Origin of the sequence: Mesorhizobium sp. M4A.F.Ca.ET.022.05.2.1 (assembly GCF_003998845.1) — a bacterium.
Lineage (GTDB): Bacteria > Pseudomonadota > Alphaproteobacteria > Rhizobiales > Rhizobiaceae > Mesorhizobium.
The window spans coordinates 1-22,763 of record NZ_RZOJ01000057.1 but is presented as its reverse complement, the minus strand read 5'-3'; the positions used below and the strand labels follow the sequence as shown (position 1 = coordinate 22,763).

Here is a 22,763-nt window from a genome sequence, read left to right as displayed (position 1 = left end):
GAATACTGGGGCGCGGAATATTGGGGCGCGGAATATTGGGGCGTCTCGGGCACGGCGGCGGTCTGGCTGCCGACGTCGACGGCCGGCTGCAGCGCAAACACATCGCCGGTGTTGCAGGCCGATACGGCCGCGATGGCAAGCAGCATCACCAGCCTGGCGGCAACGGAGCGCGCACGATTGTTCTGTCGCGCCATGGCAGGCATGGCGCCAAGTCTTCCGGCCATCGAAAGGTACCCTGTCCCCGGATGGCACAAGTCTAGTCGGCAAGAGTAAAGGAAAGATCAGCGCCCGCATTCACGCCTGGGGCCGAATTGCGGCACCTGTTCTTCGCATCCACTCACTGGCAGAACGTTCCGCCATGGCGGCGCTGCTCGAGGTCGAAGTGGAAATGCAGTGCATGGTCGGCATCGGCGCCGGGACCGAGCACGGTCTTGAACGGCCCGCAGGCGGCCTTGCGCACACTGTTCAGGAATTTTGCATCCTTTTCGGGCGGCACTGGGCCGATCTCGACCTTTCGTCCGTCGGACAGCGTGAAGGAGGCGATGTCGAGCGCATTGCCGAAGGCATGCTCCGACAGCTTTCTCGTTCCGTTACGCGGGCGGCAGACAAACGCCGAGGCCTGGGTAATCGATTTGAGATCTACGCCGAATTCGGCTTTCGCCGCCGGCTGGATCACATCGACGGTGAAGCGGGCGGCAGCCTCGGCCATCTGGCAATTGAGTTCGGTGCCGGAGCCGATGCCGACAGATTTGCCGAGCGTTTTCAAAATGATAGGGTAGGGGATCGAACAACCGATTTCCGGATTGCTTTCCGCCTTATGCTCCTCGAATTCGACGCCGAGCGCCTTCAGCCGCTCGCGGCAGGCCACTTCGTCCTGAGGCATCTTGTCGGCAGGACGATCGGCCGATCGCGGATCGGGCAGCATTTTGTTGTTGTCGGCATCAGCCGGTTTTTCAGGTGGCTTCGGTGCGACAGCGGGCGGTTCGGCCACCGGCTCCGCGGTGTCGGGTCTTTGTGTCGGAATCGGCACCACGGTCGGCGGCTCAGGCTCGCTTTCGATATCGGTTGACGGCTCCGGCCCCGAAGGCTCGGGACGCGCCTGCTTTCCCTGACGAGACTTTTCTTGATTGAGCCGGTCGGCTGCGGCAGCGGGCTTTGGACCTGCAGCCTTCTGCTCTTCTGTCGTTGTCGCGTCGGCCTTTGGCGCTTCCGCTGGACGCGGCTCTGGCACCGGAACATCGGCGGGCGAGGTCGGCTGGTCCTGCCTTTGCCATTGCGTCTGCTTTGGTGCGATATGCCGCTTGCCCCGCGATCCCTGGCGGTGCTTGGCCCTCGGCCGCAGTGGCTGATCGGCCCGCTGCGTCAACGGCTGCTCCATACGCGGTGTCAGCGGCTGCCTGTGACGATGCCTGGCGTCGGCCGGCGTGGCCAGCAAGGTTGCCGCCAGCAAGGGCAGCGTCAGTCTGCAAAATCCGGAAAAGCTCAGCGTTGCCATCGGCCGGAAACGGCGCCGGCACGGCAAAGTTGCCCTGAAGGGGCGGCGTCGCGATCACAATCGGTTACCAACGCGTTACGCGCCGATCGCTTCCAGCCCTTCCTCCAGCCAGTCGGCGAGCAGCGGCATGCCGAGCAGGTATTTGGCCGTGCGCTTGTTGGCGCGCTCGCGCGCGGCGGCCAGCGCGTCCGCCCACTCCGAGGCGTCATAGTCGCCGCGGCCGACCCAGGCCAGCGCGACGAGTTCGGCCGCCTCGTCGACATTAAGGTCGTCGATCAGTTCGCGCAGTTCTTCCTCGGTGAGGTTTTCCGAGCTTTCCTCGACGAGACCGTCATGATGGTGGCTGTCATGCGTGTCGCCGTCGAACTCGATCTCGTGCTCGGCGCCGTCGGCATAATCCTCATTGACGGCCGCGCTCAGCGCCTTCGCCTTGAGAATGAACAGGCGCACGGTGTCGGGACCGATCGAAAGCTCCCATTCCCGTTCGAGGCGCTGCTGCACTGGCCTTCTCCGCATCCTCCGTTGGCCGTTTGCCCGGATGATAGCCGATTTGTAGCGCGCGTCACGTGGGGTTCGGTCGTTTCCGGGCAAAATGCTGGAGGTTGGGGCTGAGGCGCAGGTTTTCAACGCCCCTCGTTTTTCCGGGATGAAACCGCTGACGGTCGGCGTTAGTATCGCATTGTCACGCTCCAGGAGGCTTCCATGCGCAGACGTTTGCTGATTCAAGTCATGGCCATCGCGGCTCTGCCGCTCTTTGTAGCGCCTGCCTTCACGGCCGGCGAAGGCGGTGGTGGAGGCGGTGGCGGCGACCAGACTCCGAAGTGCAAGAAGGGCGAGGTCTGGGACAAGAAGAAGCAGAAATGCGTGACGCCTAAGTACGGCATGCTGGACGACGACAATATCTACGAAGCGGGCCACGACCTGGCGATGGCCGGACGCTATGACGAGGCGATCGCCGTGCTCAGCCTTGCGGCCAACAAGCAGGATCCGCGCATCCTCAACTATCTCGGCTATTCGCATCGCCATTCCGGCCGCATCACCGTCGGCCTCGGTTATTACGAGGAAGCCTTGCGCATCAATCCAGACTATACGCTGGTACGCGAATATCTCGGCGAAGCGCATCTCCAGATCGGCGACCTTGCGGGCGCCCGCGAACAGCTCAGCGAAATCGAGAAGCGCACCGGCAAGGGCTCGCGCGAATACGGCATGCTGGCCGAGCAGATCGACCATTTCCTGAGAAGCTGATTCGACCTCGACACCTTTCCGGCCGGCCGCGAGCGATCACGGCCGGCCTTTTGTTGCCGCGCCGGCAAATGATTGCTTTCGCGGCGATCGCCCTTGCGAAAGCAGCGGATGATTTTTCAAGACCGGATTTTTTGGCGTGAAAAACGCGCAAACATTGCTATATTCAGGCAAATTGCGGTGAAACGGTTCCGTTAGCCCAAGGCTGCCGGACCGTTTTCTTTTTGTACCCATCGACAAGGGCCATCCCCGAAAAGCGGGGGTGGCGGCAGGAAAGGTCAGGCATATGAACAAGGTCCCGATGACAGGCGAGGGGTTCGCGTCATTGAAGGAAGAACTGCGCTGGCGCCAGCAGGAAGAGCGGCCGCGCATCATCGAGGCGATCTCCGAGGCGCGTTCGCATGGCGACCTTTCCGAAAACGCCGAATACCACGCGGCCAAAGAGGCGCAGAGCCACAATGAAGGCCGCGTCAACGAGCTCGAGGACCTGATCGCGCGGGCCGAGGTGATCGACGTCACCAAGCTCAGCGGCGACAAGGTCAAGTTCGGCGCCACCGTGGTGCTGGTCGACGAGGACACCGAGGAGAAGAAGACCTACCAGATCGTCGGCGACCAGGAAGCGGACGTGAAGTCAGGCCGCATCTCGATCTCCTCGCCGATCGCGCGCGCCCTCATCGGCAAGGAAGTCGGCGACGCCATCGAGGTCAACGCGCCCGGCGGCGCGCGTGGGTATGAGATCGTCCAGGTGCAATTCATCTGAGGGGCTTTTGATAATTCCACTCTGGTGGCCGACTAGCGCGGTTTTCTGCGCTTCCGGTGCTCACGTACTTTAAGTACGCTCCGCGCCGGTTCTCGAAAACCACGCTATTCGACTCACCAGAGCGAATTCTGAAAAGCCCCTAAACCGCCTCTGATCTGAGCCTAAGCAACCGCTCGGCTTCCCCGATCACCTCGGCCGGACTTATCGGGTTTCCGGGTTTCGCCAGCAAGGTCGATGAAAACGGCCCGCGCGGGCCGGTAAGGCCGGGTTCGGTGGCCAGGAAGACGGCGACTGTCGGCAGGCCGAAGGCGCTGGCGAGATGGGTGAGGCCGGTGTCGGCGCCGACGACCAGCGCCGAACGGCCGATGGCCGCGGCGATCACCGCCAGTGGCGATTTGGGCACCAGCACCGCCTGGGGCACAGCCCGGGCGATCGCCTCGGCCACTGCCTTCTCAGGCCCGTTCGACCAGGTGACGACAGGCGTCATTCCCTTCTCGAGCAACAACCCGGCGGTCTCGATCCAGTCCTTGACCGGCCATTTCTTGTCCTCGCGGCTGGTGCCATGCAACAGGAAGGCGGTCTTGCCGCTTGTGCCGGCCAGACCATCGGCCGGAGGCACCATGCCGGATTGGAGCCCGGAAAGATCCGGCTGGTAGCCGAGCGCCAGGCCGAACAGCCGCCGCGTGCGCTCGATGGCGTGCAGGTCGCGCGGCACTGCGTAGCGATGATCGTAGAACCATGTCGCCGACGGCTCACGCACGCTATCCTGGTCGAGGCCGGCGATCGGCGCCGCCGCCTGCTTCGCCACCAGGGCGGACTTCAGCAGCCCTTGCGCATCGATGACGAGGTCGTAGCTCGCGGCGCGCAGGGCACGGCGCAGTTTTGCCGCCTCATGCCAGGTGTCACTGTTGAAAAGCCGCTTGCGCCAGCGCCGGATTGCCACCGTGTGGATGATGCCGATCGCCGGGTGCAGGGCGACGATGCCGGCAAAGGCTTCCTCCACGCACCAGTCGAAGGAGACGTCCGGGCGGTGGCGGCGCGCATCCTCGACAGCCGGGAAGGTATGGATGACATCACCCATCGAGGATGTCTTGACGATCAGGACCTTCATGCGGCGGCCGGCATTGCCAGCAGCCGGTCCACTGCCGCCGCGACCCGCGCGACGTCGAGCGTCTTCAGGCAGTTGAGATGGCCGAGCGGACAGGTCTTCTGGTGGCAGGGTGAGCAGGACAGGCCGAGCCACACCAGCTCGGCGTGCTCGGAGAGCGGCGGCGTGTTCTCAGGCGAGGTCGAGCCGTAGACGGCGACGATCGGCGTGCCGACGGCGGCGGCGACATGCATCAGCCCGCTGTCGTTCGACACCGCCAGCCGTGCCGCGGCGATGAGGTCGATGGCGTCCTCCAGCCGCGTCTTGCCGGCCAGGTCGACGGTGCCTGGCGCGAGCGCGGCGATCTCGGCCGTCACCTCGGCGTCGTTCCTGGATCCGAGCAGCGCGACCTTGAGGCCTCTTGCCATCATCGCGCGCGCCAGGTCGGCGTAGCTTTCGCTCGGCCAGCGTTTCGCTGGGCCGAATTCGGCGCCGGGCATCAGCGCCACAAAGTTCTTCGCGCTTAGGCCCGACCGGTCGAGCAGGGCAGCCTGGCTGACTGCATCGATGGTGAGCTTCGGGGCCTGGAAGGTGCCGCCGCGGGCAAGGCCGAAATAGGCGCGCGCCGTGCGCCGCTTCACCGCGTCGGGCAGCGGCACGATGTCGGTGAGCAGGCCGTAGCGCATTTCCCTGAGGTTGCCGACGCGGCGCGGAATGCGGGCAAAGAACGGGATCAGCGCCGACTTCCAGCTTCCCGGCAGAATATAGGCCATGTCGTAACGGCCGCGCAGCAGGCGGCCGAACCGCCTGCGGATGCGGAATTCGAGCGCGCCGGGCTTCATCGGGAAATCGATCTGCTGGCGTATCTCCGGCATGCGCTTGACGAGCGGTGCCGCCCAGGCCGGCGCCAGCACGTCGATCGCGGCGTTCGGATACTGCTCCTTCAGCGCCGAGAACAGGCACTGCGCCATGACCATGTCGCCCACCCAACGTGGGCCGATCACGAGGATCGCTGGGCTTTCAGCCATTCGACATAGTCTCTGACACCGGTTTCGACAGTCCGGAATTGGCCATTGTAACCGGCCGCGCGCAAGCGGGACATATCAGCTTGGGTAAAACTCTGGTAGCTGCCCTTGAGGTGGTCGGGGAAGTCGATGAATTCGAGCATGCCCCTGCCGAGCGTATCGATGACGGTCTCGGCGATGGCGCGGAATGGCTGGGCGCGGCCGGTGCCGCAGTTGAAGATGCCGCTCGAGCCGCGTTTCCAGAGCCAGAGATTGACGTCGGCAACGTCGCCGACATGAATGAAGTCGCGGCTTTGCTCGCCGGGTCCGAACCCGTCATGGGCGCCGAACAGCTTTGGGTTTTCGCCGCGCTCGACCTGGTTGAACAGATGGAAGGCGACCGAAGCCATGGCGCCCTTGTGCGCCTCGCGCGGTCCGTAGACGTTGAAATAGCGAAGCCCGGCCACCTGCGAATGATCGGTGTCGAAGACGGTGCGGCGGACATAGTCGTCGAACAGTTTCTTGGAATAGGCATAGACGTTGAGCGGCCGCTCGAACTGCTGTTCCTCGCGGAACTCGCTGCCGCCGCCATAGACCGATGCCGAGGAGGCGTAGAGGAAGGGCACGCGCAAGGCCAGGCAGGCATGCAGCAGCCGCTTCGAATAGGCGTAGTTGACGTCCATCATGTACTTGCCGTTCCACTCGGTGGTGGTCGAGCAGGCGCCCTGGTGGAAGACGGCCTCGATGCGGCCGAGCCCGCCATTCTCCAGGCGTGCGAGGAAATCGTCCTTGTCGAGATAGTCGGCGATTTGGAGGTCGGCGAGATTGGCGATCTTGTGGCCGTCGGTGAGGTCGTCGACGACGAGGATGTCGCTGTGCCCCTCGGCGTTGAGCGCGGCGACGATGTTGGAGCCGATCATACCGGCGCCGCCCGTGACGATGATCATGAAGGCCTCTGGTTGCTTCCGATTCCGGTCCTTATAAGGGAGGCAGTATGGGCTGTCGATAAAGCCGGCAGCGGTTGGTCTAATCGCAGCAGGACTGGTGAATGGCAGGAGATCCTTCAGCTATGCCAACCGATAGACATGGCGTGGCGGTGTTTGTCGGTTCCTACGTTCGGATGGTGTCCCTGCCGGACGAGAATCGTGGAAAACCGATCGAAAAGGTGCGCAGGTCATCGATCGGACGCATTTGCCGAATTGTTGAGCCGTACGAAGGGACATCGACGAATGGCATCCAAATCAGCAGTGGCGAATTTCGGCTCCACTACGCTCCCCTTTCTCTCGATGGTATCCAAGGAATCTCGTTTTACGCAGCTCCGACGGATATAGAGCTCGTCGCGGCTACAGAGGAAATGCTGCTGCTCTATAGCGAAGACATCTGGCAACTTGTCCGGCCTTTCGGTGAAAAGCAGGACACCCCGACTTTCGAGCGGCTGGTGGCAGCGTTCGGTTTCTCAGAAGTTTGAGCATCATCATTCACAGGAGCAAGGCAATGCCGTCGAGCGAACTGCTTATCGCCTTTTTCGCCACCACGGCGATCTTCGCCTACATTCCGGGTCCTGCCATGCTCTACGCCGCGGCGCAGACGATGGCGCGCGGGCGCTGGTCAGGTTTGACGGCGGCGCTCGGCATCCATCTCGGCGGCTATGTGCATGTCCTTGCGGCGGCAGCGGGTCTTTCGGTGCTGTTCCATGCCGTTCCGCCGCTCTACATGGCGGTCAAGCTCATCGGCGCGCTCTATCTGATCTGGCTCGGCGTCTCGCTTTTCCGCGCCAGGACGCAAGGCGGCGACGCGGCGCTGCCCGCCATCGAGCGGAAATCGGCCCGCCGCGCCTTTTTCGAGAGCATCACCGTCGAAGTGCTCAATCCCAAGACGGCGACCTTCTTCATGGCGTTCCTGCCGCAATTCATCGATGCCTCGGCGGCATTTCCGGTCTGGCTGCAGTTCGTCATCCTTGGCACCCTCGTCAACCTGATGTTCTCCTCCGCCGACATAGCGTGCGTCTTCCTGGCCGGGGCGATGATCGCCGGGCTGCGGCGTTCGAGCCGCGCGCAGCGGCTGATGCAGCGCGCGGGCGGCGCGGTGCTGGTTGGTCTCGGCGTCCATGTCGCCCTGCAGAAGAGCTGAACGGCCGGCCGGGGTTCTGCGGCGACCCGTCCCCCGGCCGCCGTTGCGCTGGCTCGAATTGCGGTATATCGGCTTCGCCATGAACGACCGTCCAGCCATTTGAACCCCGAACCATCCTCAGAAACGGCTTTTTCCGCGCGTTGCCAGTGACATGATCAATCATCATCTGCCTTCCCCGGAACCTTTGCACCGCGCCATCGCGCGCTTTGGCGGCGTCACCGTGCTGGTGGTCGGCGACTTCATCCTCGACCGTTTCGTCAGCGGCGTGATCGAGCGGATCTCGCCGGAGGCGCCCATTCCGGTGCTGCACGGACGTGGCGAGATGCTGGCGATGGGCGGTGCCGGCAACGTCGTCTCCAACATCGTCTCGCTGGGCGCCGCCGCAATTCCGGTTTCGGTGATCGGCGCCGACAAGGCGGGCGACGATCTGATGCGGATGCTTGGCGAGCTTGGCGCCGAGACATCCGGGCTGTCGCAGCAGCGCGACCGCATGACCTCGTCGAAGAGCCGCTTCAGCGCGCTCAATCAGCAGGTGTTGCGTTTCGACGAGGAGGAGGTGAAGTCGCTCAACGCCGCCGAGCGATCGACGCTGGTCGAGCATTTCCGCACGGCCCTTGCGCGCGCCGACATTGTCATCCTGTCCGATTACGGCAAGGGCATGCTGCTCGACGGCGTCGCCGGCGAGCTGATCTCGATCTGCCGCGAGGCGGGAAAGCCGGTGCTGGTCGATCCCAAGGGCCGCGACTATGCCCGCTATGCCGGCGCGACGGCGGTCACGCCCAACCGCAAGGAACTCGGCGAGGCCGTGGGGCGCGCCGTGTTTGCCGATGACGAGATCGTGGCGGCGACGCGGGAACTGATCTCGGCGCATGGCTTCGACTTCGTCGTCGCGACGCGCAGCGAAAAGGGCATGAGCGTCGTCGAGCCCGACGATGCGCGCCACATCGCCACGCAGGCGCGGGAGGTGTTCGACGTCTCCGGCGCCGGCGATACTGTCATCGCCACCTTCGCGCTCGCACTCGCGGCGGGCGCCGACCGTGTGCAGGCCGCTACAATCGCCAATGCCGCCGGCGGCGTCGTGGTGGGCAAGCGCGGCACGGCGCGGCTGACGGTCGAGGAACTGACGGGGGCGCTGTTCCGCTCGCATGGGCCGGTCGCGCACAAGGATGCCATCCTCGACGCCGCCGCGGCAGCCAGGATGGTGGCCGCGTGGAAAGAGGAAGGGCTGACCGTCGGCTTCACCAATGGCTGCTTCGACATCCTGCATGCCGGCCATGTCAGCCTGCTGCACGCGGCGCGCAGCCAGTGCGACCGGCTGGTGCTCGGCCTCAACAGCGATGCTTCGGTGCGCCGGCTGAAGGGCCCGGGACGTCCGGTCAACGACCAGCACGACCGCGCCTGCGTGCTGGCGGCCCTGGCCTCGGTCGACGCCGTCGTCGTCTTCGAGGAAGACACGCCGCTGGCGCTGATCGAGGCGCTGCTGCCCGACATTCTGGTCAAGGGCGCCGACTATACGATCGACAAGGTGGTCGGCGCCGACGTGGTGCAGAAGGCCGGCGGACGCGTGGTGCTGGTCGATCTCGTCGCCGGCAAGAGCACGACCGGCACCATCGGCAGGATGCGCGCTACCAATTGAGGGTTTCATGTCCGCACTGAACGACTATCTGGTTCGCTCGGCGACCGCGCTTACGGCGACGGTCGAACGCGACCTTACCGCCGAGATGGAACGCGCCGTGAGCACGGTCGTCACCGCGCTGTCGCAAGGCAAGGCGCTGCTGATCTGCGGCAATGGCGGCTCGGCTAGCGATGCCATCCATATCGCCGGCGAGCTGGTCGGCCGCTTCCTCAAGGAGCGCAAGGCCTACAATGTCATCGCGCTGCCGGCCAATGCGGCGGTGCTGACCGCCTGGGGTAACGACTACGGTTTCGACACGGTTTTCTCGCGCCAGGTCGAGGCCCATGGCTCGCAAGGCGCCGTGCTGCTCGCCATCTCGACCAGCGGCAATTCGCCGAGCATTCTGGCTGCCGCCGAACAGGCTCGCATGATGGGCATGACGGTGATCAGCCTGACCGGCGACACCGGCGGCAAGCTCAAGCCGCTGACCGATATCCTGCTCAACGTGCCGTCGACCTCGACGCCGATCATCCAGCAGGGGCATCTCTGCCTGTACCACTATCTGTGCGAGGCGGTCGAAGCGCGTCTCAGCAATGGCTGACCAAGGGAGCGCTGCGACGCATCCCGTCGTGGATCCGGGTCTGTGGATCGAGCGCATCGGCGCCAAGGTCTTCCCGGCCAACACACCGGCGCTGTTTCTCGACCGCGACGGCACCATCAATGTCGATACCGGCTATCCCGACGATCCGGCCGACATCGTGCTGCGCGACGACATCGCGCCGGCCATCGTTGCCGCAAACGGCGCCAACATCCCCGTCGTGGTGGTCACCAACCAGTCCGGCATCGCGCGCGGCTATTCCGGCTGGAATGAGTTCGCTTTGGTCAACGGCCGTGTGCTCGAGCTTTTGGCCGACAGCGGCGCTTCCGTCGACATGGTGCTGGCCTGCGCCTATCACGACGCTGGCGCCGGACCGCTGACGGTGGCCAATCATCCGATGCGCAAGCCCAATCCGGGCATGCTGATCGAGGCGGCTAAACGGCTTGGTCTCGATCTCAAGCGATCGCTGATCGTCGGTGACAAGCCGGCGGATATGGAGGCGGGGCAGCGCGCCAGTCTCGAGCGCGGATGGCTGGTGGATGGTGAAGCCTCTGAGCGGGCGGGATTCAAGGTTTCGCCGCTGCGCCACCGCGACGATCTTGACGGATTGCTGGCCGCGATCGGGGCGCTCGGGTCAAAACTCGATTAGTTCGCTTCTATCAATGGCCGAGATGGTGGAAATCTCACGTTTGTTGACTGGCGATACAAACTGGCAGGAACCGGCAGCAGCGGTCGTTTGGGTTTTCTAGTGCCTTGGCTTGCTCGACGGATTTCGGCAACGCCTACCTACCGCCACTTCCGGCACGCCTTTCGCCACTGATGCGAAACGCAGGGCGGTCAAGTTCGTGTACGCGACAGGTGGAAGAGAGGAGCGAAAGCAAGTACATCTACTGCCAACATGGTGGCACAAAGCCTGGAGCATCCAATGTTAGCCGACATAGTGAACGCTTATCAGAATGGACGGCTGATGCTTTTGCTCGGCGCGGGCGCGTCCTACGGCTCACGCGACTCCGAAAATCTTGAAATGCCTATGGGCGATGACCTTGCCAAAGAACTCGCTGCACTAATGGGCTGGCCCTATGACGGAGAGGCCCTCGGCAACGTCTATTCGGCAATCAACGCAGTCGACTCTACACGGCTCCACAAATTTCTAAGATCACGACTGACCAACACAAAGCCGTCGCCGGAGCTTCAAGCGATCGCGTCATTCCCGTGGGCACGCATTTTCACGCTAAACATCGATGACTGTACGGAAGCCGCGCTTCGGAAAGCAGGAACGCAGAGTGTGGAGGTCTTTGCACGCAACTCACCGCTCGAAGAAATCGATCCGATATTTAAGTCTGTTCAGCTCGTAAAGCTGAATGGGTCAGCTGATCGTCCGGAAGACGGCTTCATTTTCTCTCCCCAAGAGTATGGCGAAGGTTCAAATCGTCTTCCTGTCTGGTATCGCGAGCTGGGCCAGAACCACAGTAATTACACGTTTGTTTTCATCGGCAGCAAGCTAAACGAACCGCTCTTCCAGCACGCCATAGCAGAGATGCGTTCGATCATGAAAAGAGCGCCACTTCGTGGATACGTGATAACCCCCTCGGCAAGCGAGATAGACAAGCATCATCTCAGCAGTCTCAACCTCATTCACGTACCCGGCACGCTCAAAGATTTCGCTGAATGGCTCGCTCGCGAAATGCCCAAACGCCCGACGGGGTGGGACCTTGCCACCGCACGGCGCCCCGAGCTGCGGAACATTCATCGAGCACTGACCGATATGCAGAAACGCGCATTAAACAGCGTCACGCTCGTAAGCGCTGACAGTCTGCCGCGCTCCGAGTCGAACAATACCCTTGGCGCGATTCGAGAGTTCTATAAGGGATACAAGCCCCGCTGGGCCGACATCCTCGATGGCGTTCCAGCCGATCTCGCGTTCATCAAAGATTTCTCCAAGCTTGTCGAAGAAGGCCACGAAAGCAAAAAGTGCATAGCGTTGGTAGGCCCTGCGGGTTCTGGCAAAACCACCGCTCTGATGATTGCCGCTCTCCATGTTAGCAATGCTTCGAACGCGCCCGTCTACTTTCTGAGAGAGGCAGTCAGTGACTTTAAGGAGGTTGTCGTTGCATTGGAGCAGATCAATACCTCGGCGTTTTACCTATTTATTGACAAGATGGAGGCGATGCACAACGAGATCGCCGAGCTGCTTGTAGAGGCGCGAACGAAGCACATCTGCATCGTGGCCTCAGAGCGGCTCAACATCTGGAATAGACGGGTGAAAGCAACTGTCGAACCCTCCATCTCCAAGACGTTCAACGTCGAGAAGATACGCAAAGCGGATACGAACCGGATACTTGAAAAGTTGGAGAAGTTCGGGCCCTGGACGCGCCTGCAACCGATGACGCCGGAGGGGCGAGTCAAGGAAATTTTTAACAAGGCCGACCGGCAGTTGCTGATCGGCTTGATGGAGGCAACCACCGGCCTTGGCTTCACGCAAATCATCGATAGGGACTTCAAGAATCTAGGTGATGATCGTCACAAAAAATTCCTTGTCATTGTCGGCTTCGCAAGCATTCACAGATCAACGCTAAGCTCTCACATCGTGGGTTCGGCGCTCTCTAATCTTGGCATTGCGGAAGACGTCAACGTTATGTCGCGCGAGACTGAGGGTATCATCGTGACGAATACAAAGAAGTATTCTGCGCGGCACCCAACGTTCGTGAATTGTTCGAGAAGATCGTTCCTACGACGATGATCAGGGATTGCCTGATCGCTGTTTTGGAGGCGTTTTCCGATTATGAGACTCCAGTGATTAAGAATGTCGGGAAAGCAGATGGCGTAGTTTTCAAATCCATCATCAATCATCGCTTTGTCAAAGAGATGATGCGTGATGATGAAGACAAAGTCCGGTCGGTATATGAAGCGTTTGAGACAAAATTTCATATCGACGGCCTATACTGGCTCCAATACGGGTTGGCGTTGCGCGATTTCGGTAATCAAGCCGAGGCGCTAGAGAAACTAAAAACGGCGCGCGAGGCGTACGCATCGCCCCAAATAGAACACGCCTATGCCCAGCAATTGATGATCATCGCTTCCTTGTCGCAGGGCTGGGACGACGCGGAGCCACTGCTCAAGGAAGCCATAGATGCACTACGCGAGTTGAACCGCGTTGCGGACGCTACCGACACATATCCCATCGTGACGCTCGCCGAGGGGCACATCTCGGTTATGCTAAAATTCTTCGGTGTCGAAGGTGCCAAAGCAGTCACACAGCAATACGCCAATGAGTTGCTAGCAGCGCACAGAAAGTATCCCGGTGCCCGACTCCAGGAGGCCGTGAACAAGGTTGTGACAGTCGCAACCACTGGAGTTTGGAAAGAGTCGTACGGACCGGGTTATCTTGAGGAGAATTGACACCCGCTGAGCCGCAGATTCGAACTGCTTCTATGCGGGATAGCTTTTCGGCGCAGGCCGACGTGTGCCTGTGCTGCCTACCTCCGGAAAGGGTCGATTCAGTTTGTTCAAAAGAGTTCTTCCGGCTGGCCGTGGGAATGATCCCGATCAGGCCTTGAACGCCACCAGCCCCTCGTCCTTGACGCGACGGATGGTGAGCGCGGTGCGCACGGTATCGACATTCGGCGCCGAGGCCAGTTCCTCGATGACGAAGGTCTGGAAGGTGCCGAGGTCGCTCGCCACGCAGTGCAGCAGGAAGTCGGATTCACCGGATACCATCCAGGCGTCGCGCACGATCGGCCAGCCGCGCGTGCGCTCGGCGAAGGTCTTCAGCTCGGCGTCGGCCTGATGATGCAGGCCGATGAGGCAGAAGGCGACGACATCCATGCCGAGCGCCGGCGCGTTGAGCAGGGCGCGGTAGCCGCGGATGATGCCGGCCTCCTCCAGCCGCCGGACGCGGCGCAGGCAAGGCGGCGCCGAAATGCCGACGCGGTTGGACAACTCGACATTGGTCATGCGCCCGTCATCCTGCAGCTCGCGCAGGATCTTCCAGTCGATGGCGTCGAGATCAGCTTTGAGCGGCATGGTCGGCTTTCGTGCGCGCAAGAATCTTTCGTGATTTTGTAATTAGACTTTCCGATGCATGCCATCCCTCCGTCCGACGATTTTTGACCGGAGGGTGAGAGATATTGCCGGCTATGCCGGCGCAGCTTTCCGGGGACGAATCCCAACCCGCCTTGCTGGCGCCGCGGGCAGCACTTACATTACGCGCGACAATCGGGCGGGATTTCCTTTAATCAAAATCCTTGGCTGCCCTCAGCAGAGAGCTTTCATGACCACCAAGCACGCGCCAGTCCTCATCATCGGCTCCGGCCCAGCCGGCTATACGGCGGCGATCTATGCCGCCCGCGCCATGCTGAAACCCATGCTGGTCGCCGGCCTGCAGCAGGGCGGCCAGTTGATGATCACCACCGACGTCGAAAACTATCCGGGCTTTGCCGATCCTATCCAGGGTCCATGGCTGATGGAGCAGATGCTGAAGCAGGCCGAGCATGTCGGCACCGACATCGTCAACGACATCATCACCGAGGTCGACCTCAACGTGCGGCCGTTCCGGGCCAAGGGCGATTCCGGCACCACCTACACCGCCGACGCGCTGATCATCGCCACCGGCGCGCAGGCGAAATGGCTGGGCATTCCCTCCGAGCAGACCTTCATGGGCTTCGGCGTCTCGGCCTGCGCAACCTGCGACGGCTTCTTCTATCGCGGCAAGGATGTCGCGGTGGTCGGCGGCGGCAATTCGGCGGTGGAGGAGGCGCTCTATCTCTCGAACCTCGCCAAGAGCGTCACCGTCATTCACCGGCGCGGCGACTTCCGCGCCGAGCGCATCCTGCGCGAGCGGCTGTTCAAGAAGGAGAATGTGCGCGTCATCTGGGACACGGTCGTCGACGAAATCACCGGGCAGCCCGGCAAGGCGCCGCTGCCGCCTTCGGTGGAAGGGCTGACGCTGCGCAATGTCGTGACCGGCGAGGTGACGCGGCTCAAGGTCGATGGCGTGTTCGTGGCGATCGGCCATGCGCCGGCGGTCGAGCTGTTCGTCGGCAAGCTGAAGCAGAAGCCGAACGGCTATCTGTGGACAGCGCCGGACTCGACCCGCACCGACGTGCCCGGTGTGTTCGCCGCCGGCGACGTCACCGACGACATCTACCGGCAGGCGGTGACGGCGGCCGGACTCGGCTGCATGGCCGCGCTCGAGGCTGAAAAATATCTCGCCGGGATCGAGGTGCACCGCGAGGCGGCGGAATAACAAAACGGCTGAGAAAAGCCGTTTAAAAGCCTGATTTTTCATTCAGACGCCAGAAAACGATACGAGGGGAAACCATGGCGCTGGACTGGGACAAGCTTCGCGTGTTTCACGCTGCGGCGGAGGCTGGGTCGTTCACCCATGCCGCCGAGACGTTGCACCTGTCGCAGTCGGCGATCTCGCGTCAGGTCAGTGCGCTGGAGCATGATGTCGGCGTGGCGCTGTTCCACCGCCACGCGCGCGGCCTGGTGCTGACCGAGCAGGGCGAAATGCTGTTCCGCACGGCGCACGACGTGCTGATGAAGCTGGAGACGATCAAATCGCGGCTGACCGAGGCCAAGGATCGGCCGTCCGGCGTGCTGAGGGTGACGACCACGGTCGGTCTTGGTGCCGGCTGGCTGACCGAACGCGTGCAGGAATTCATCGAACTCTATCCCGAGATCAGCCTGCAGCTGATTCTCGCCAACGAAGAGCTCGACCTCACCATGCGCCAGGCCGACTGCGCCATCCGGCTGCGTCAGCCGCAGCAGCCGGATCTCATCCAGCGCCGCCTGTTCACCGTGCATTTCCATCTCTACGCGGCGCCCTCCTACATCAGCAGATACGGCAAACCGGCCTCGATCGCCGAGCTTCGGAACCATCGCATCGTCACCTTCGGCGTGCCGGTGCCGTCGCACCTGTCGGAGCTAAACTGGCTGGAGACGGTCGGCGATTTCGAAAATGGGCAAAGAGTGCCGACGCTGCAGATCAACGACATCCTGTCGATCAAGCGCGCGGTGCAGGGTGGCGCCGGCATCGCCATGCTGCCCGACTACGTGATCAACAAGGATTCGGGCCTGATCCAGCTCCTGCCGGAGACGGAGGTGCCGTCCTTCGATACCTATTTCGCCTATCCGGACGCGATGAAGAACCAGGCCAAGCTGCATGTCTTTCGCGATTTCATCATCGCCAAGGCGCGCAGCTGGTCCTTCTAGGGTGCGTCGAAATCCAGGCGAGACCGGCCTGACCTGAACCTCCGGTTTGTCGGATCACCCGCGCCATGGCGTCAGCCGCGGCAGCCAGCCGGGGACGGCGCGACGGTAGGCCTCGTACTCGGCGCCGTAGCGACGGGCGAGCGTCGGCTCTTCGTAGAGCCTGACGAACGAGACCATGGCGGCGCCGACCACGGCGCCGTAGGCGACGAGCGTCCAGCTCGAGAACAACAGCGCCTGGCCGAGGATGATCGACAGCACGGCGACGTACATCGGATTGCGCACGTAACGGTAGATGCCGCTGACAACCAGCCGTTCGGTCGGCGCCACCGGGGCCGGCGTGCCAAGGCCCTCGAGCGCGAAGCGGGTGAAGGCGTGCAGCAGCATGGCTGTCGCTCCCACAACCAGCACCCAGCCGACAGGAACGAAGGCCGGCACCGTCGACAGCGGCAGCTGGTAGCGGTTCGTCAAAAGAAAAGGCGCCAGCCCGGCAACGACGCCGGGGGCCACGACAAGGAACAGCGCGCTGCCGGCGATTGCTGAAAATGTACGCATCAGGCGCCCTTGCCGCAAAAATGGACTGGGGCTGCTCGAATCCACATCATTTGGCGGCGTTCGCATTTTCCGATTGGAAACGACCCTGATGAAGGTTTCGGCAGCGACTTTGACCCTGAGTCGCGCTCGATTCCACCGATTTTCCTGGTCCTATTGAGCCCGGTAGTGGGTTGGACCACAGCCTGCGCCTTTTTGCATGCGTGTGTTGCAAAATAGATGCTTGTTTCTTGGGCATGATGAGCACATATATAGATCATCTCCTGGGCGCGTTCTCCTCCCATTAGCGCCCTCGAGTGTTCCCCTCTGGAGGTTAGCCTCAACAGGCACTTCCAATCAAACTCAGCCGGATCTTTATTGATCCGGCTTTTTTGTTGCCCGCAGTCCACGGATGCGGCGGAAAATCGATCGGCACTGCCACGTAACAGTGACATGTAACCTCTGGTAACATGGCGAAGACGCACTCTATCGAATAAGCAGATCATAGGACGCGGTTTGGTCGGTCCGGGAGATGGGGGCATCACTCGGACGGACCGGGCTCAGGCGGCTACCGCGTCCGAACCATTTCCCGCTGCGGCGGACCTGCCGTTTGCCTCCCAGGAAGACGGTCCGCAATAAGAACGGCGTCCGGATAGTCCGGGCGCCGTTTGCGTGTCTGCCACAACAAGTCCCGTTCAGGCAGCCTTGCCGCTGGCGTTCATCGCTTCGTCGGCCAGCCGGCCGGTAAGCTCGGCCATGTGGTCAAAGGCTGCCCGATAGCTGGCGACGCCGGCGGTTGCCGAGCGCAACTCGATGATCAGATCGCCGATCTCGGCCTGCGGCATGGTCGCCTCGACGACATCCCATCCCGGCCAATCAGGCCGCGCGTCATAACCGAGGATCTGGCCGCGCCGCTGCGGGATCAACGCGATGATCTTCGATGTCGCGTCGGACGGTGTGACGATCTCGACCTTCATCACCGGCTCGAGCAGCACCGGCGAGCAGGCAGCCATGCCCTCCTTCATCGCCAGCTTGGCCGCCATCTGGAAGGCCATGTCGGAGGAGTCGACGGCATGGTACGAGCCGTCCGAGAGATTGACTGCGACATCGACCACGGGGAAGCCGAGCGGTCCCGATTTCAGATAGTCGCGTATGCCTGTCTCCACCGACTGAATGTAGGTCTTCGGCACCACGCCGCCGGTGATGGTGTCGGTGAACTGGAAGCCAGTGCCGCGCGGCAGAGGCTTGATCTCGATCACCACGTCGCCGAACTGGCCGTGGCCGCCGGACTGCTTCTTGTGGCGGCCGCGCTGCTGCGCCGGTTTGCGGATCGTCTCGCGATAGGGCACGGCCGGAGCGTGGCCCTCGACCGGGATCTGGTTCTTGCCCTCGAGCCGCTCGCGCACGACCCGCAGGTGCATTTCGCCATGTCCCGACAGCACAGTCTCGGCGGAGTCCTGGTTGTGGCGCAGGCTGAGCGAGGGATCCTCCTCGGCCAGGCGCTGGATGGCGGCCGACATCTTGACCTCGTCCTTGCGCTCCTTCGGCCGCAGCGCGAAGGCGAACACCGGCTGCGGTGGCTCCAGCGTGACCAGCGGCTTGCTGCCGCCCTTGACCGAACTCAGCGTCTGGCCGGTCTTGACGTTGTCGAGCTTGCCCAGCGCGACGGTGTCGCCGGTCTTGGCGGAGGCGAGCTTCAGCTGATCCTTGCCAAGCATCTTGTAGATGCCGGAGACCTTGGCGCTTTCGCCGTTCGAGAGGTAAAGCTCGGCCGCGTCGGCGAGCTGCCCGGACAGCACCCGCGAGACCGACAGCTTGCCGCCATGGGCGGTGTGGATGGTCTTCATCACCTGGACAACGGTCTGGTTGCCGTCGGGCGCGCCAAGGCGCTTGCGGGTCGCCTCGATGTCGGGCGCGTCATGGCGGATCGCCTTCAGGAGACGCAGCACGCCATTGCCCTTCTCGGCGGTGCCAATCAGCACCGGCGTCACCGCGCCGGCGCGAAGATCGGCGGCGAGATCGTCGAAGATGGCATCCTTCGGCGGTTCGATCTCCTCGAGCAGCTGCTCCATCAACTGGTCGTCATGGTCGGCGAGCGTCTCCAGCATGGAGAAGCGGGCTTCCAGCTCACGAGCCTTGTCGTCGCTTGGGATGTCAGCGACCTGGCTTTCGGCATATTCGCGGTAGATGTAGGCCCGCTCCAGCGCGAGATCGATCGAACCGATGACGACACCGTCCTTGCGCAGCGGAATCTGGCGCAGCAGCAGCGGCACCGAACTTGCCGGCTGCAGCATCTTCAGCGTGTCGCGCACTCCGGCGATCGCCTTGTCGACCTTGTTCAGGAACAGGATGCGCGGCACGCCAAGATCGTCGAGCTTGCGCATGATGAGCTGCAGCGCGGGGATCTTCTTCTCGTCGGCTTCGGCCACGACAACGGCGGCATCGCAGGCGGCAAGCACCGGTTCGGCCTCGAAGGCGAACTCGATCGAGCCGGGACAATCGACGAAGGTGAGCTGCTCGCCCATGAATTCCGTGGTGGCGAAGGTCGCCTCGACGCTCATGGCGTGGGCGCGGGCCTCGGCCGAATGATCGGAAACTGTGCTGCCTGATGAAACGGGATTCTGGCGGGGAATGGCGCCCGTCCGGGCGAGGATTGCTTCGAGAAGTGTCGTCTTACCGCTTGCGAAGGGACCGACTATGGCTATGCATTTCGGTCCCGTGCGTCGTCCTCCGGCGCGAGTACCCATGGCTGACCTCCACTCAGGCGTTTCCCTGTGAGCGGCGGCCGGCCTGTTCGGCCGTCGCGGGCGGGGCTTCTTTTCAATCGCCACCTGCCCAACGCCATCGTCCCACGGGTTCGCGGGGAGGGCAAGGAAAATAGGAAATTTTGCCGGCTTTGTGCCCTCAGGCGATCAGGGCCAGCGCTGCGGCATCGGCGGCGGGGAGAGCGCCGGCCTTTTGGCGCGGTGCCGGCCTGCCGAAGAAATAGCCCTGGAAGCGGTTGCAGCCGGCTGCCCTGGCGAGGGTGAACTCCTCTTCCGTCTCGACGCCTTCGGCGACGATGGTGACATGCTGGATGCGTGCGATCTGCGCCAGCGCCGAGACGAAGATCTGGGCCACCTGATCGTGGGCGAGGCTGCTGATATAGGAGCGGTCGATCTTGATACTGTCGATGGGCAAGGTCTTGAGATAGTTGATGCCGCAATGGCCGGTGCCGAAATCGTCGAGCGCGATGTGGAAGCCGAGCCCGCGCAGGGCTTCCAGGCGCTTCAGGATTTCGGGCGTGGCCGCGGTCGCCACCGTCTCGGTGATCTCGATTATGAACTCAGCCGCCAACCTGCCGGTTTCGCGGAGCACGCGGTCGCACATGGTGACGATCTCGTCGCGCTTCAGCTGCTCGCCGGAAACGTTGATGCTGATGCGGAGCCCGGGAAAATGTGCGATGTCGGCGCAAGCGCGCCTGAATACCCATTCGCCGAGCATGTCGATCAAGGTCGAACGCTCGGCGATCGGTATGAAGTCGGCCGGTGATATCAGGCCACGCACCGGATGGCGCCAGCGGACGAGCCCTTCAAGCGCAAAGGTCGATCGGTCGGTATCGACGATCGGTTGATAGTGGAGGTCAAGCTCGCCGAGGTAGATGGCCGCTCGAAGCTCGCGCTCGACCAGGCGACGGTAGCGCTTGTCCGACAGCATCTCCTCGTCGAACACGGTGACGCGGCCACGGCCGCCGGCCTTGCTCTCATAGAGGGCGAGGTCGGCAAGCAACATCAGCTCCGTCGTGTTCGAGGCGTGCGCGGGAGCTAGTGCCACGCCGATCGAGATTGATAGCGGGACGATCTTGCCTTCATGCGATTTGCCTGCCCGCATCACATCGAGCAGCCGGCGCGCATCCTTGTTGATCACTGCCAGATTGCCGTGCGGAACGATGACGGCGAATTCGTCGCCACCCAGCCGCCCGACTACGCCGTCGGCGAAGATACGCTCTGCGGCCTTGACCAGATGCGCCAGGGCGAGGTCGCCGAATTGATGGCCGAACGTGTCGTTGAGCTGTTTGAAGTGATCGAGATCAATCAACAGCAGGCTCGCCTCGCGCCGGCTGCGCAAGGTGCCCAGCCGCTCGTCGAGCGCTTCGAGGACATAGCGGCGGGTCATGGCGCCGGTCATCGCGTCGACGGCCAGAAAATGATGCTTCTCCGCTTCGGCGGCCGCCGCCGAGCGCAGGCGCTGGACCACGCTGCTGCGCATGTACATCAGCACCAGCAGCGCCAGGCCAGTCGCCACCATCGAAACGATGAGGGCGCTCGTGAAGGAGGAGTCCCTGACCAGGCCGGCCGCGCCGAGCGCGGTCGCGGCGATGCTCAGTACAAGCAGGAACTGGATACCGCGGTAGATTCTGCCGCTGTGATCCTTGATCGTGGCCAGTATGCTCATGTCACCGTCCCCGCAACACAAGCCACGGCTAGCGCCCAGCTGTTAAGAAGACATTGAGCCTGCCGACGATCGGCCGCTCATGGTTAAGAAGAAAATCGTCGGCGTTACGTGACGTCAACCGGTCCGGCGCAGGGCCGGCAGGGCAGTATCCGCATCATGCGTCGCGACAGCCTCAGCAAAGCGCGACAGCATCGGATTGAACAGGTCCGGACGCTCCCAGAAAGGGGCATGTCCGGCGCCAGGGACGACGTGGCATTGCTCCCACAGCGTGCCGCAATCCAGCGTGTCGAAGTAGTTGAGCCGGATGAACGGGTCGTCCTCGCCGTTGATGATCGCGACGGGGAAGGCGGCCTGCTCGACAACCTGTTTCTGGTCGGGGCCCTTGCCGGCCATCATGGAACGGAGCACCATGACGCGCAGCCGGCCATCCGTGCGCAGGATGGCGTCGCGGAATGACGGATCCGCGCTGTCGCCGAAGCACAGCGTTTCGAAGCGTTCGGCATCGCGTTCGGAATAGACCTTCTTGGAAGCGAGCAGCATGTCCCAGTTGGCGTGGAAGCCGCGCAGCATGCCGAAGAAGCCCTTCGATACGGGCGGCGCACCGGTCAGCATCAATCCGTGGACGGCCGGATGGAAGCTTGCGAGCTCTATGGCGACATGGCCGCCGAGCGACCAGCCGTAGACGACGGCGTGGCCGATGCCCAGACCGTCGAGGAGCTCGGCCGCCGATCGCGCCAGGCCGGTGAGCGTATAGTCCGTCGCCGGGTCGGCGGCATCCGAGGACTCGCCATGGCCGGGCAGGTCGAAAGCGATCAGCCGGTGGGCATCGGCAAGCGGGCTGTCGAACTGGCGGGCGAACACGGCGCGCGAGGCGCCGGACCCGTGGATCATCACGATGGGCATGCCGGGGCCCGCCGATTCGCTGACGCGCAAATCGGCCTGCGGGGTGCGGATCGTACGCTCAACGACGGCCATGATGCATTGAACCTTAGGATTGCGTAGCGGCCAATATCGCATTCCCGGGTCTACGCGGGCTTTAGGTTTCTGGTTAAGAAAGGACTAATCTGCGCCGACCGTCTATAGTGGCTCCCGAATCTTCGATGGCGGGCATGGAATGTTGACGATGGAACGTGGGCTCGACCTTCTTGTCTCGATCATCGGCATCGCCACGGTCGGCCAGTATCTGTGGTCGATGCGCGCTCATTTCCAATCGTCGGGCATGTCCTCGGGCGCGAAGATAATCTCGGTCGTCGTGGCCGCGACGGCGCTGTTTTTCCTGGCGATCATCTGGATCCTGCCGCAGCCGCTACTGGCCAAGATCGTCGGGCTGGTGATCCAGCTGGCGAGTTCCGCGCTGTTCTGGTGGGCGATTGCGAGGTCGCGCAAGGCGCGGCTGCGCTTTGTCTTCGACGCCGACAATCCGCATGGCCTGGTGACCGACGGACCCTTCTCCTACATCCGCCACCCGTTCTACACGTCCTACATCATCTTCTGGGCCGGTTGGGGTATCGCCACATGGTCGATCTGGGCGGTGGTGCCTGTCGCCGGGATTTTCGTGCTCTATCTGATCGCGGCGCTGGACGAAGAGAAGAAATTCTCGCGCACGGATCTGGCCGGCGCCTATGAGGCCCATCGAAAGCAAGCCGGCTTGTTC

General features: G+C 62.8%; 22 protein-coding genes and 1 pseudogene. 12 read left to right on the top strand and 11 right to left on the bottom strand.

Translation table 11 applies throughout. The features are described from left to right. The 3 genes and pseudogenes from EN745_RS36015 to EN745_RS09490 form a co-directional block, all read right to left on the bottom strand. Positions 1-224: pseudogene (locus EN745_RS36015) on the bottom strand (extensin); the annotation flags it as partial. A 113-nt stretch (positions 225-337) separates the two neighbouring features. After that, positions 338-1,378 carry an extensin family protein gene (locus EN745_RS09495; protein WP_127421120.1) on the bottom strand — a complete coding sequence of 347 codons (1,041 nt, stop codon included), beginning with the start codon at positions 1,376-1,378 and terminating at the stop codon, positions 338-340. 192 nt (positions 1,379-1,570) lie between these two features. Continuing rightward, positions 1,571-1,996 (bottom strand): DUF3775 domain-containing protein, encoded by a 426-nt coding sequence (locus EN745_RS09490; protein ID WP_127421119.1) that lies wholly within the window; start codon positions 1,994-1,996, stop codon positions 1,571-1,573. A 201-nt stretch (positions 1,997-2,197) separates the two neighbouring features. Between EN745_RS09490 and EN745_RS09485 the strand changes: the two genes are divergently transcribed. Then, entirely contained in the window at positions 2,198-2,740 is a 543-nt protein-coding gene (locus EN745_RS09485) for a tetratricopeptide repeat protein (protein ID WP_127421118.1), read from the top strand. A 283-nt stretch (positions 2,741-3,023) separates the two neighbouring features. Next, positions 3,024-3,497: a transcription elongation factor GreA gene (gene greA, locus EN745_RS09480; protein WP_126058735.1), complete on the top strand. Its 474-nt coding sequence runs from the start codon at positions 3,024-3,026 to the stop codon at positions 3,495-3,497. Between the two features lie 139 nt (positions 3,498-3,636). On the opposite strand, the gene waaC is transcribed toward greA, so the two are convergent. The 3 genes from waaC to rfaD are packed head-to-tail and all read right to left on the bottom strand — an operon-like array spanning position 3,637 to position 6,535. Next, positions 3,637-4,608 carry a lipopolysaccharide heptosyltransferase I gene (gene waaC, locus EN745_RS09475; RefSeq protein WP_127421117.1) on the bottom strand — a complete coding sequence of 324 codons (972 nt, stop codon included), beginning with the start codon at positions 4,606-4,608 and terminating at the stop codon, positions 3,637-3,639. Beyond that, on the bottom strand, positions 4,605-5,612 hold the full coding sequence (waaF, locus tag EN745_RS09470) for a lipopolysaccharide heptosyltransferase II (protein WP_127421116.1): 1,008 nt from the start codon (positions 5,610-5,612) through the stop codon (positions 4,605-4,607). Before waaF ends, waaC begins: the two co-directional genes overlap by 4 nt. Beyond that, positions 5,585-6,535: an ADP-glyceromanno-heptose 6-epimerase gene (rfaD, locus tag EN745_RS09465; RefSeq protein ID WP_127421115.1), complete on the bottom strand. Its 951-nt coding sequence runs from the start codon at positions 6,533-6,535 to the stop codon at positions 5,585-5,587. The genes waaF and rfaD overlap by 28 nt, the downstream gene beginning before the upstream one ends. A 101-nt stretch (positions 6,536-6,636) precedes the next feature. Here rfaD and EN745_RS09460 point away from each other — a divergent pair, with 101 nt between their 5' ends. From EN745_RS09460 to EN745_RS09430, 7 genes are all read left to right on the top strand, one after another. Next, complete coding sequence (locus EN745_RS09460; protein ID WP_126058738.1) at positions 6,637-7,056, top strand: hypothetical protein; 420 nt, start codon at positions 6,637-6,639, stop codon at positions 7,054-7,056. A 26-nt stretch (positions 7,057-7,082) separates the two neighbouring features. Continuing rightward, positions 7,083-7,718: a LysE family translocator gene (locus tag EN745_RS09455; RefSeq protein ID WP_127421114.1), complete on the top strand. Its 636-nt coding sequence runs from the start codon at positions 7,083-7,085 to the stop codon at positions 7,716-7,718. 151 nt (positions 7,719-7,869) lie between these two features. Then, positions 7,870-9,354, top strand: a complete 1,485-nt coding sequence (rfaE1, locus tag EN745_RS09450; protein WP_127421113.1) for a D-glycero-beta-D-manno-heptose-7-phosphate kinase — start codon at positions 7,870-7,872, stop codon at positions 9,352-9,354. Between the two features lie 7 nt (positions 9,355-9,361). Beyond that, on the top strand, positions 9,362-9,934 hold the full coding sequence (locus EN745_RS09445) for an SIS domain-containing protein (RefSeq protein ID WP_127421112.1): 573 nt from the start codon (positions 9,362-9,364) through the stop codon (positions 9,932-9,934). Continuing rightward, a complete protein-coding gene (locus tag EN745_RS09440; protein ID WP_127421111.1) occupies positions 9,927-10,580 on the top strand; it encodes an HAD family hydrolase in 654 nt (217 codons plus the stop codon). Before EN745_RS09445 ends, EN745_RS09440 begins: the two co-directional genes overlap by 8 nt. A 276-nt stretch (positions 10,581-10,856) precedes the next feature. After that, a complete protein-coding gene (locus EN745_RS09435; protein ID WP_189363000.1) occupies positions 10,857-12,671 on the top strand; it encodes an SIR2 family protein in 1,815 nt (604 codons plus the stop codon). Further along, positions 12,641-13,330: a hypothetical protein gene (locus EN745_RS09430; protein ID WP_127421109.1), complete on the top strand. Its 690-nt coding sequence runs from the start codon at positions 12,641-12,643 to the stop codon at positions 13,328-13,330. Before EN745_RS09435 ends, EN745_RS09430 begins: the two co-directional genes overlap by 31 nt. Before the next feature lie 147 nt (positions 13,331-13,477). On the opposite strand, the gene EN745_RS09425 is transcribed toward EN745_RS09430, so the two are convergent. Next, on the bottom strand, positions 13,478-13,954 hold the full coding sequence (locus tag EN745_RS09425) for an Lrp/AsnC family transcriptional regulator (protein WP_127421108.1): 477 nt from the start codon (positions 13,952-13,954) through the stop codon (positions 13,478-13,480). A 247-nt stretch (positions 13,955-14,201) separates the two neighbouring features. On the opposite strand from EN745_RS09425, the gene trxB reads away from it, so the two are divergent. Together trxB and EN745_RS09415 are read left to right on the top strand one after the other, a co-directional pair. Next, positions 14,202-15,176, top strand: coding sequence for a thioredoxin-disulfide reductase (gene trxB, locus EN745_RS09420; RefSeq protein ID WP_126058744.1), 975 nt, complete (start codon positions 14,202-14,204; stop codon positions 15,174-15,176). A gap of 74 nt (positions 15,177-15,250) precedes the next feature. Next, positions 15,251-16,147 carry a LysR family transcriptional regulator gene (locus EN745_RS09415; RefSeq protein WP_126058745.1) on the top strand — a complete coding sequence of 299 codons (897 nt, stop codon included), beginning with the start codon at positions 15,251-15,253 and terminating at the stop codon, positions 16,145-16,147. A 54-nt stretch (positions 16,148-16,201) separates the two neighbouring features. Here the strand turns inward: EN745_RS09415 and EN745_RS09410 are convergent, their stop codons facing one another. The 4 genes from EN745_RS09410 to EN745_RS09395 all read right to left on the bottom strand — a co-directional run bounded on the left by EN745_RS09410 (position 16,202) and on the right by EN745_RS09395 (position 22,084). Continuing rightward, entirely contained in the window at positions 16,202-16,699 is a 498-nt protein-coding gene (locus EN745_RS09410; protein ID WP_126058746.1) for an isoprenylcysteine carboxylmethyltransferase family protein, read from the bottom strand. A gap of 671 nt (positions 16,700-17,370) precedes the next feature. Further along, positions 17,371-19,422: an elongation factor G gene (locus EN745_RS09405; protein WP_126058747.1), complete on the bottom strand. Its 2,052-nt coding sequence runs from the start codon at positions 19,420-19,422 to the stop codon at positions 17,371-17,373. 157 nt (positions 19,423-19,579) lie between these two features. Further along, complete coding sequence (locus EN745_RS09400) at positions 19,580-21,109, bottom strand: EAL domain-containing protein (RefSeq protein WP_126058748.1); 1,530 nt, start codon at positions 21,107-21,109, stop codon at positions 19,580-19,582. A gap of 114 nt (positions 21,110-21,223) precedes the next feature. Further along, positions 21,224-22,084: an alpha/beta hydrolase gene (locus EN745_RS09395; protein WP_127421107.1), complete on the bottom strand. Its 861-nt coding sequence runs from the start codon at positions 22,082-22,084 to the stop codon at positions 21,224-21,226. Positions 22,085-22,232: 148 nt separating this feature from the next. Between EN745_RS09395 and EN745_RS09390 the strand changes: the two genes are divergently transcribed. Further along, a partial coding sequence (locus tag EN745_RS09390; RefSeq protein WP_145991999.1) for an isoprenylcysteine carboxylmethyltransferase family protein occupies positions 22,233-22,763 on the top strand: 531 nt, incomplete at its 3' end.

What these genes read in the sequence shown, in the direction of transcription:
- EN745_RS09440 (WP_127421111.1), top strand. Translation starts at nt 9,927, where the DNA reads ATGGCTGACCAAGGGAGCGCTGCGACGCATCCCGTCGTGGATCCGGGT.
- rfaE1 (WP_127421113.1), top strand. Translation starts at nt 7,870, where the DNA reads ATGATCAATCATCATCTGCCTTCCCCGGAACCTTTGCACCGCGCCATC.
- EN745_RS09455 (WP_127421114.1), top strand. Translation starts at nt 7,083, where the DNA reads ATGCCGTCGAGCGAACTGCTTATCGCCTTTTTCGCCACCACGGCGATC.
- EN745_RS09395 (WP_127421107.1), bottom strand. Translation starts at nt 22,084, where the DNA reads ATGGCCGTCGTTGAGCGTACGATCCGCACCCCGCAGGCCGATTTGCGC.
- EN745_RS09415 (WP_126058745.1), top strand. Translation starts at nt 15,251, where the DNA reads ATGGCGCTGGACTGGGACAAGCTTCGCGTGTTTCACGCTGCGGCGGAG.
- EN745_RS09460 (WP_126058738.1), top strand. Translation starts at nt 6,637, where the DNA reads ATGGCAGGAGATCCTTCAGCTATGCCAACCGATAGACATGGCGTGGCG.
- waaC (WP_127421117.1), bottom strand. Translation starts at nt 4,608, where the DNA reads ATGAAGGTCCTGATCGTCAAGACATCCTCGATGGGTGATGTCATCCAT.
- EN745_RS09400 (WP_126058748.1), bottom strand. Translation starts at nt 21,109, where the DNA reads ATGAGCATACTGGCCACGATCAAGGATCACAGCGGCAGAATCTACCGC.
- EN745_RS09485 (WP_127421118.1), top strand. Translation starts at nt 2,198, where the DNA reads ATGCGCAGACGTTTGCTGATTCAAGTCATGGCCATCGCGGCTCTGCCG.
- greA (WP_126058735.1), top strand. Translation starts at nt 3,024, where the DNA reads ATGAACAAGGTCCCGATGACAGGCGAGGGGTTCGCGTCATTGAAGGAA.
- EN745_RS09435 (WP_189363000.1), top strand. Translation starts at nt 10,857, where the DNA reads ATGTTAGCCGACATAGTGAACGCTTATCAGAATGGACGGCTGATGCTT.
- EN745_RS09495 (WP_127421120.1), bottom strand. Translation starts at nt 1,378, where the DNA reads ATGGAGCAGCCGTTGACGCAGCGGGCCGATCAGCCACTGCGGCCGAGG.
- EN745_RS09410 (WP_126058746.1), bottom strand. Translation starts at nt 16,699, where the DNA reads ATGCGTACATTTTCAGCAATCGCCGGCAGCGCGCTGTTCCTTGTCGTG.
- EN745_RS09445 (WP_127421112.1), top strand. Translation starts at nt 9,362, where the DNA reads ATGTCCGCACTGAACGACTATCTGGTTCGCTCGGCGACCGCGCTTACG.
- EN745_RS09425 (WP_127421108.1), bottom strand. Translation starts at nt 13,954, where the DNA reads ATGCCGCTCAAAGCTGATCTCGACGCCATCGACTGGAAGATCCTGCGC.
- EN745_RS09405 (WP_126058747.1), bottom strand. Translation starts at nt 19,422, where the DNA reads ATGGGTACTCGCGCCGGAGGACGACGCACGGGACCGAAATGCATAGCC.
- rfaD (WP_127421115.1), bottom strand. Translation starts at nt 6,535, where the DNA reads ATGATCATCGTCACGGGCGGCGCCGGTATGATCGGCTCCAACATCGTC.
- waaF (WP_127421116.1), bottom strand. Translation starts at nt 5,612, where the DNA reads ATGGCTGAAAGCCCAGCGATCCTCGTGATCGGCCCACGTTGGGTGGGC.
- trxB (WP_126058744.1), top strand. Translation starts at nt 14,202, where the DNA reads ATGACCACCAAGCACGCGCCAGTCCTCATCATCGGCTCCGGCCCAGCC.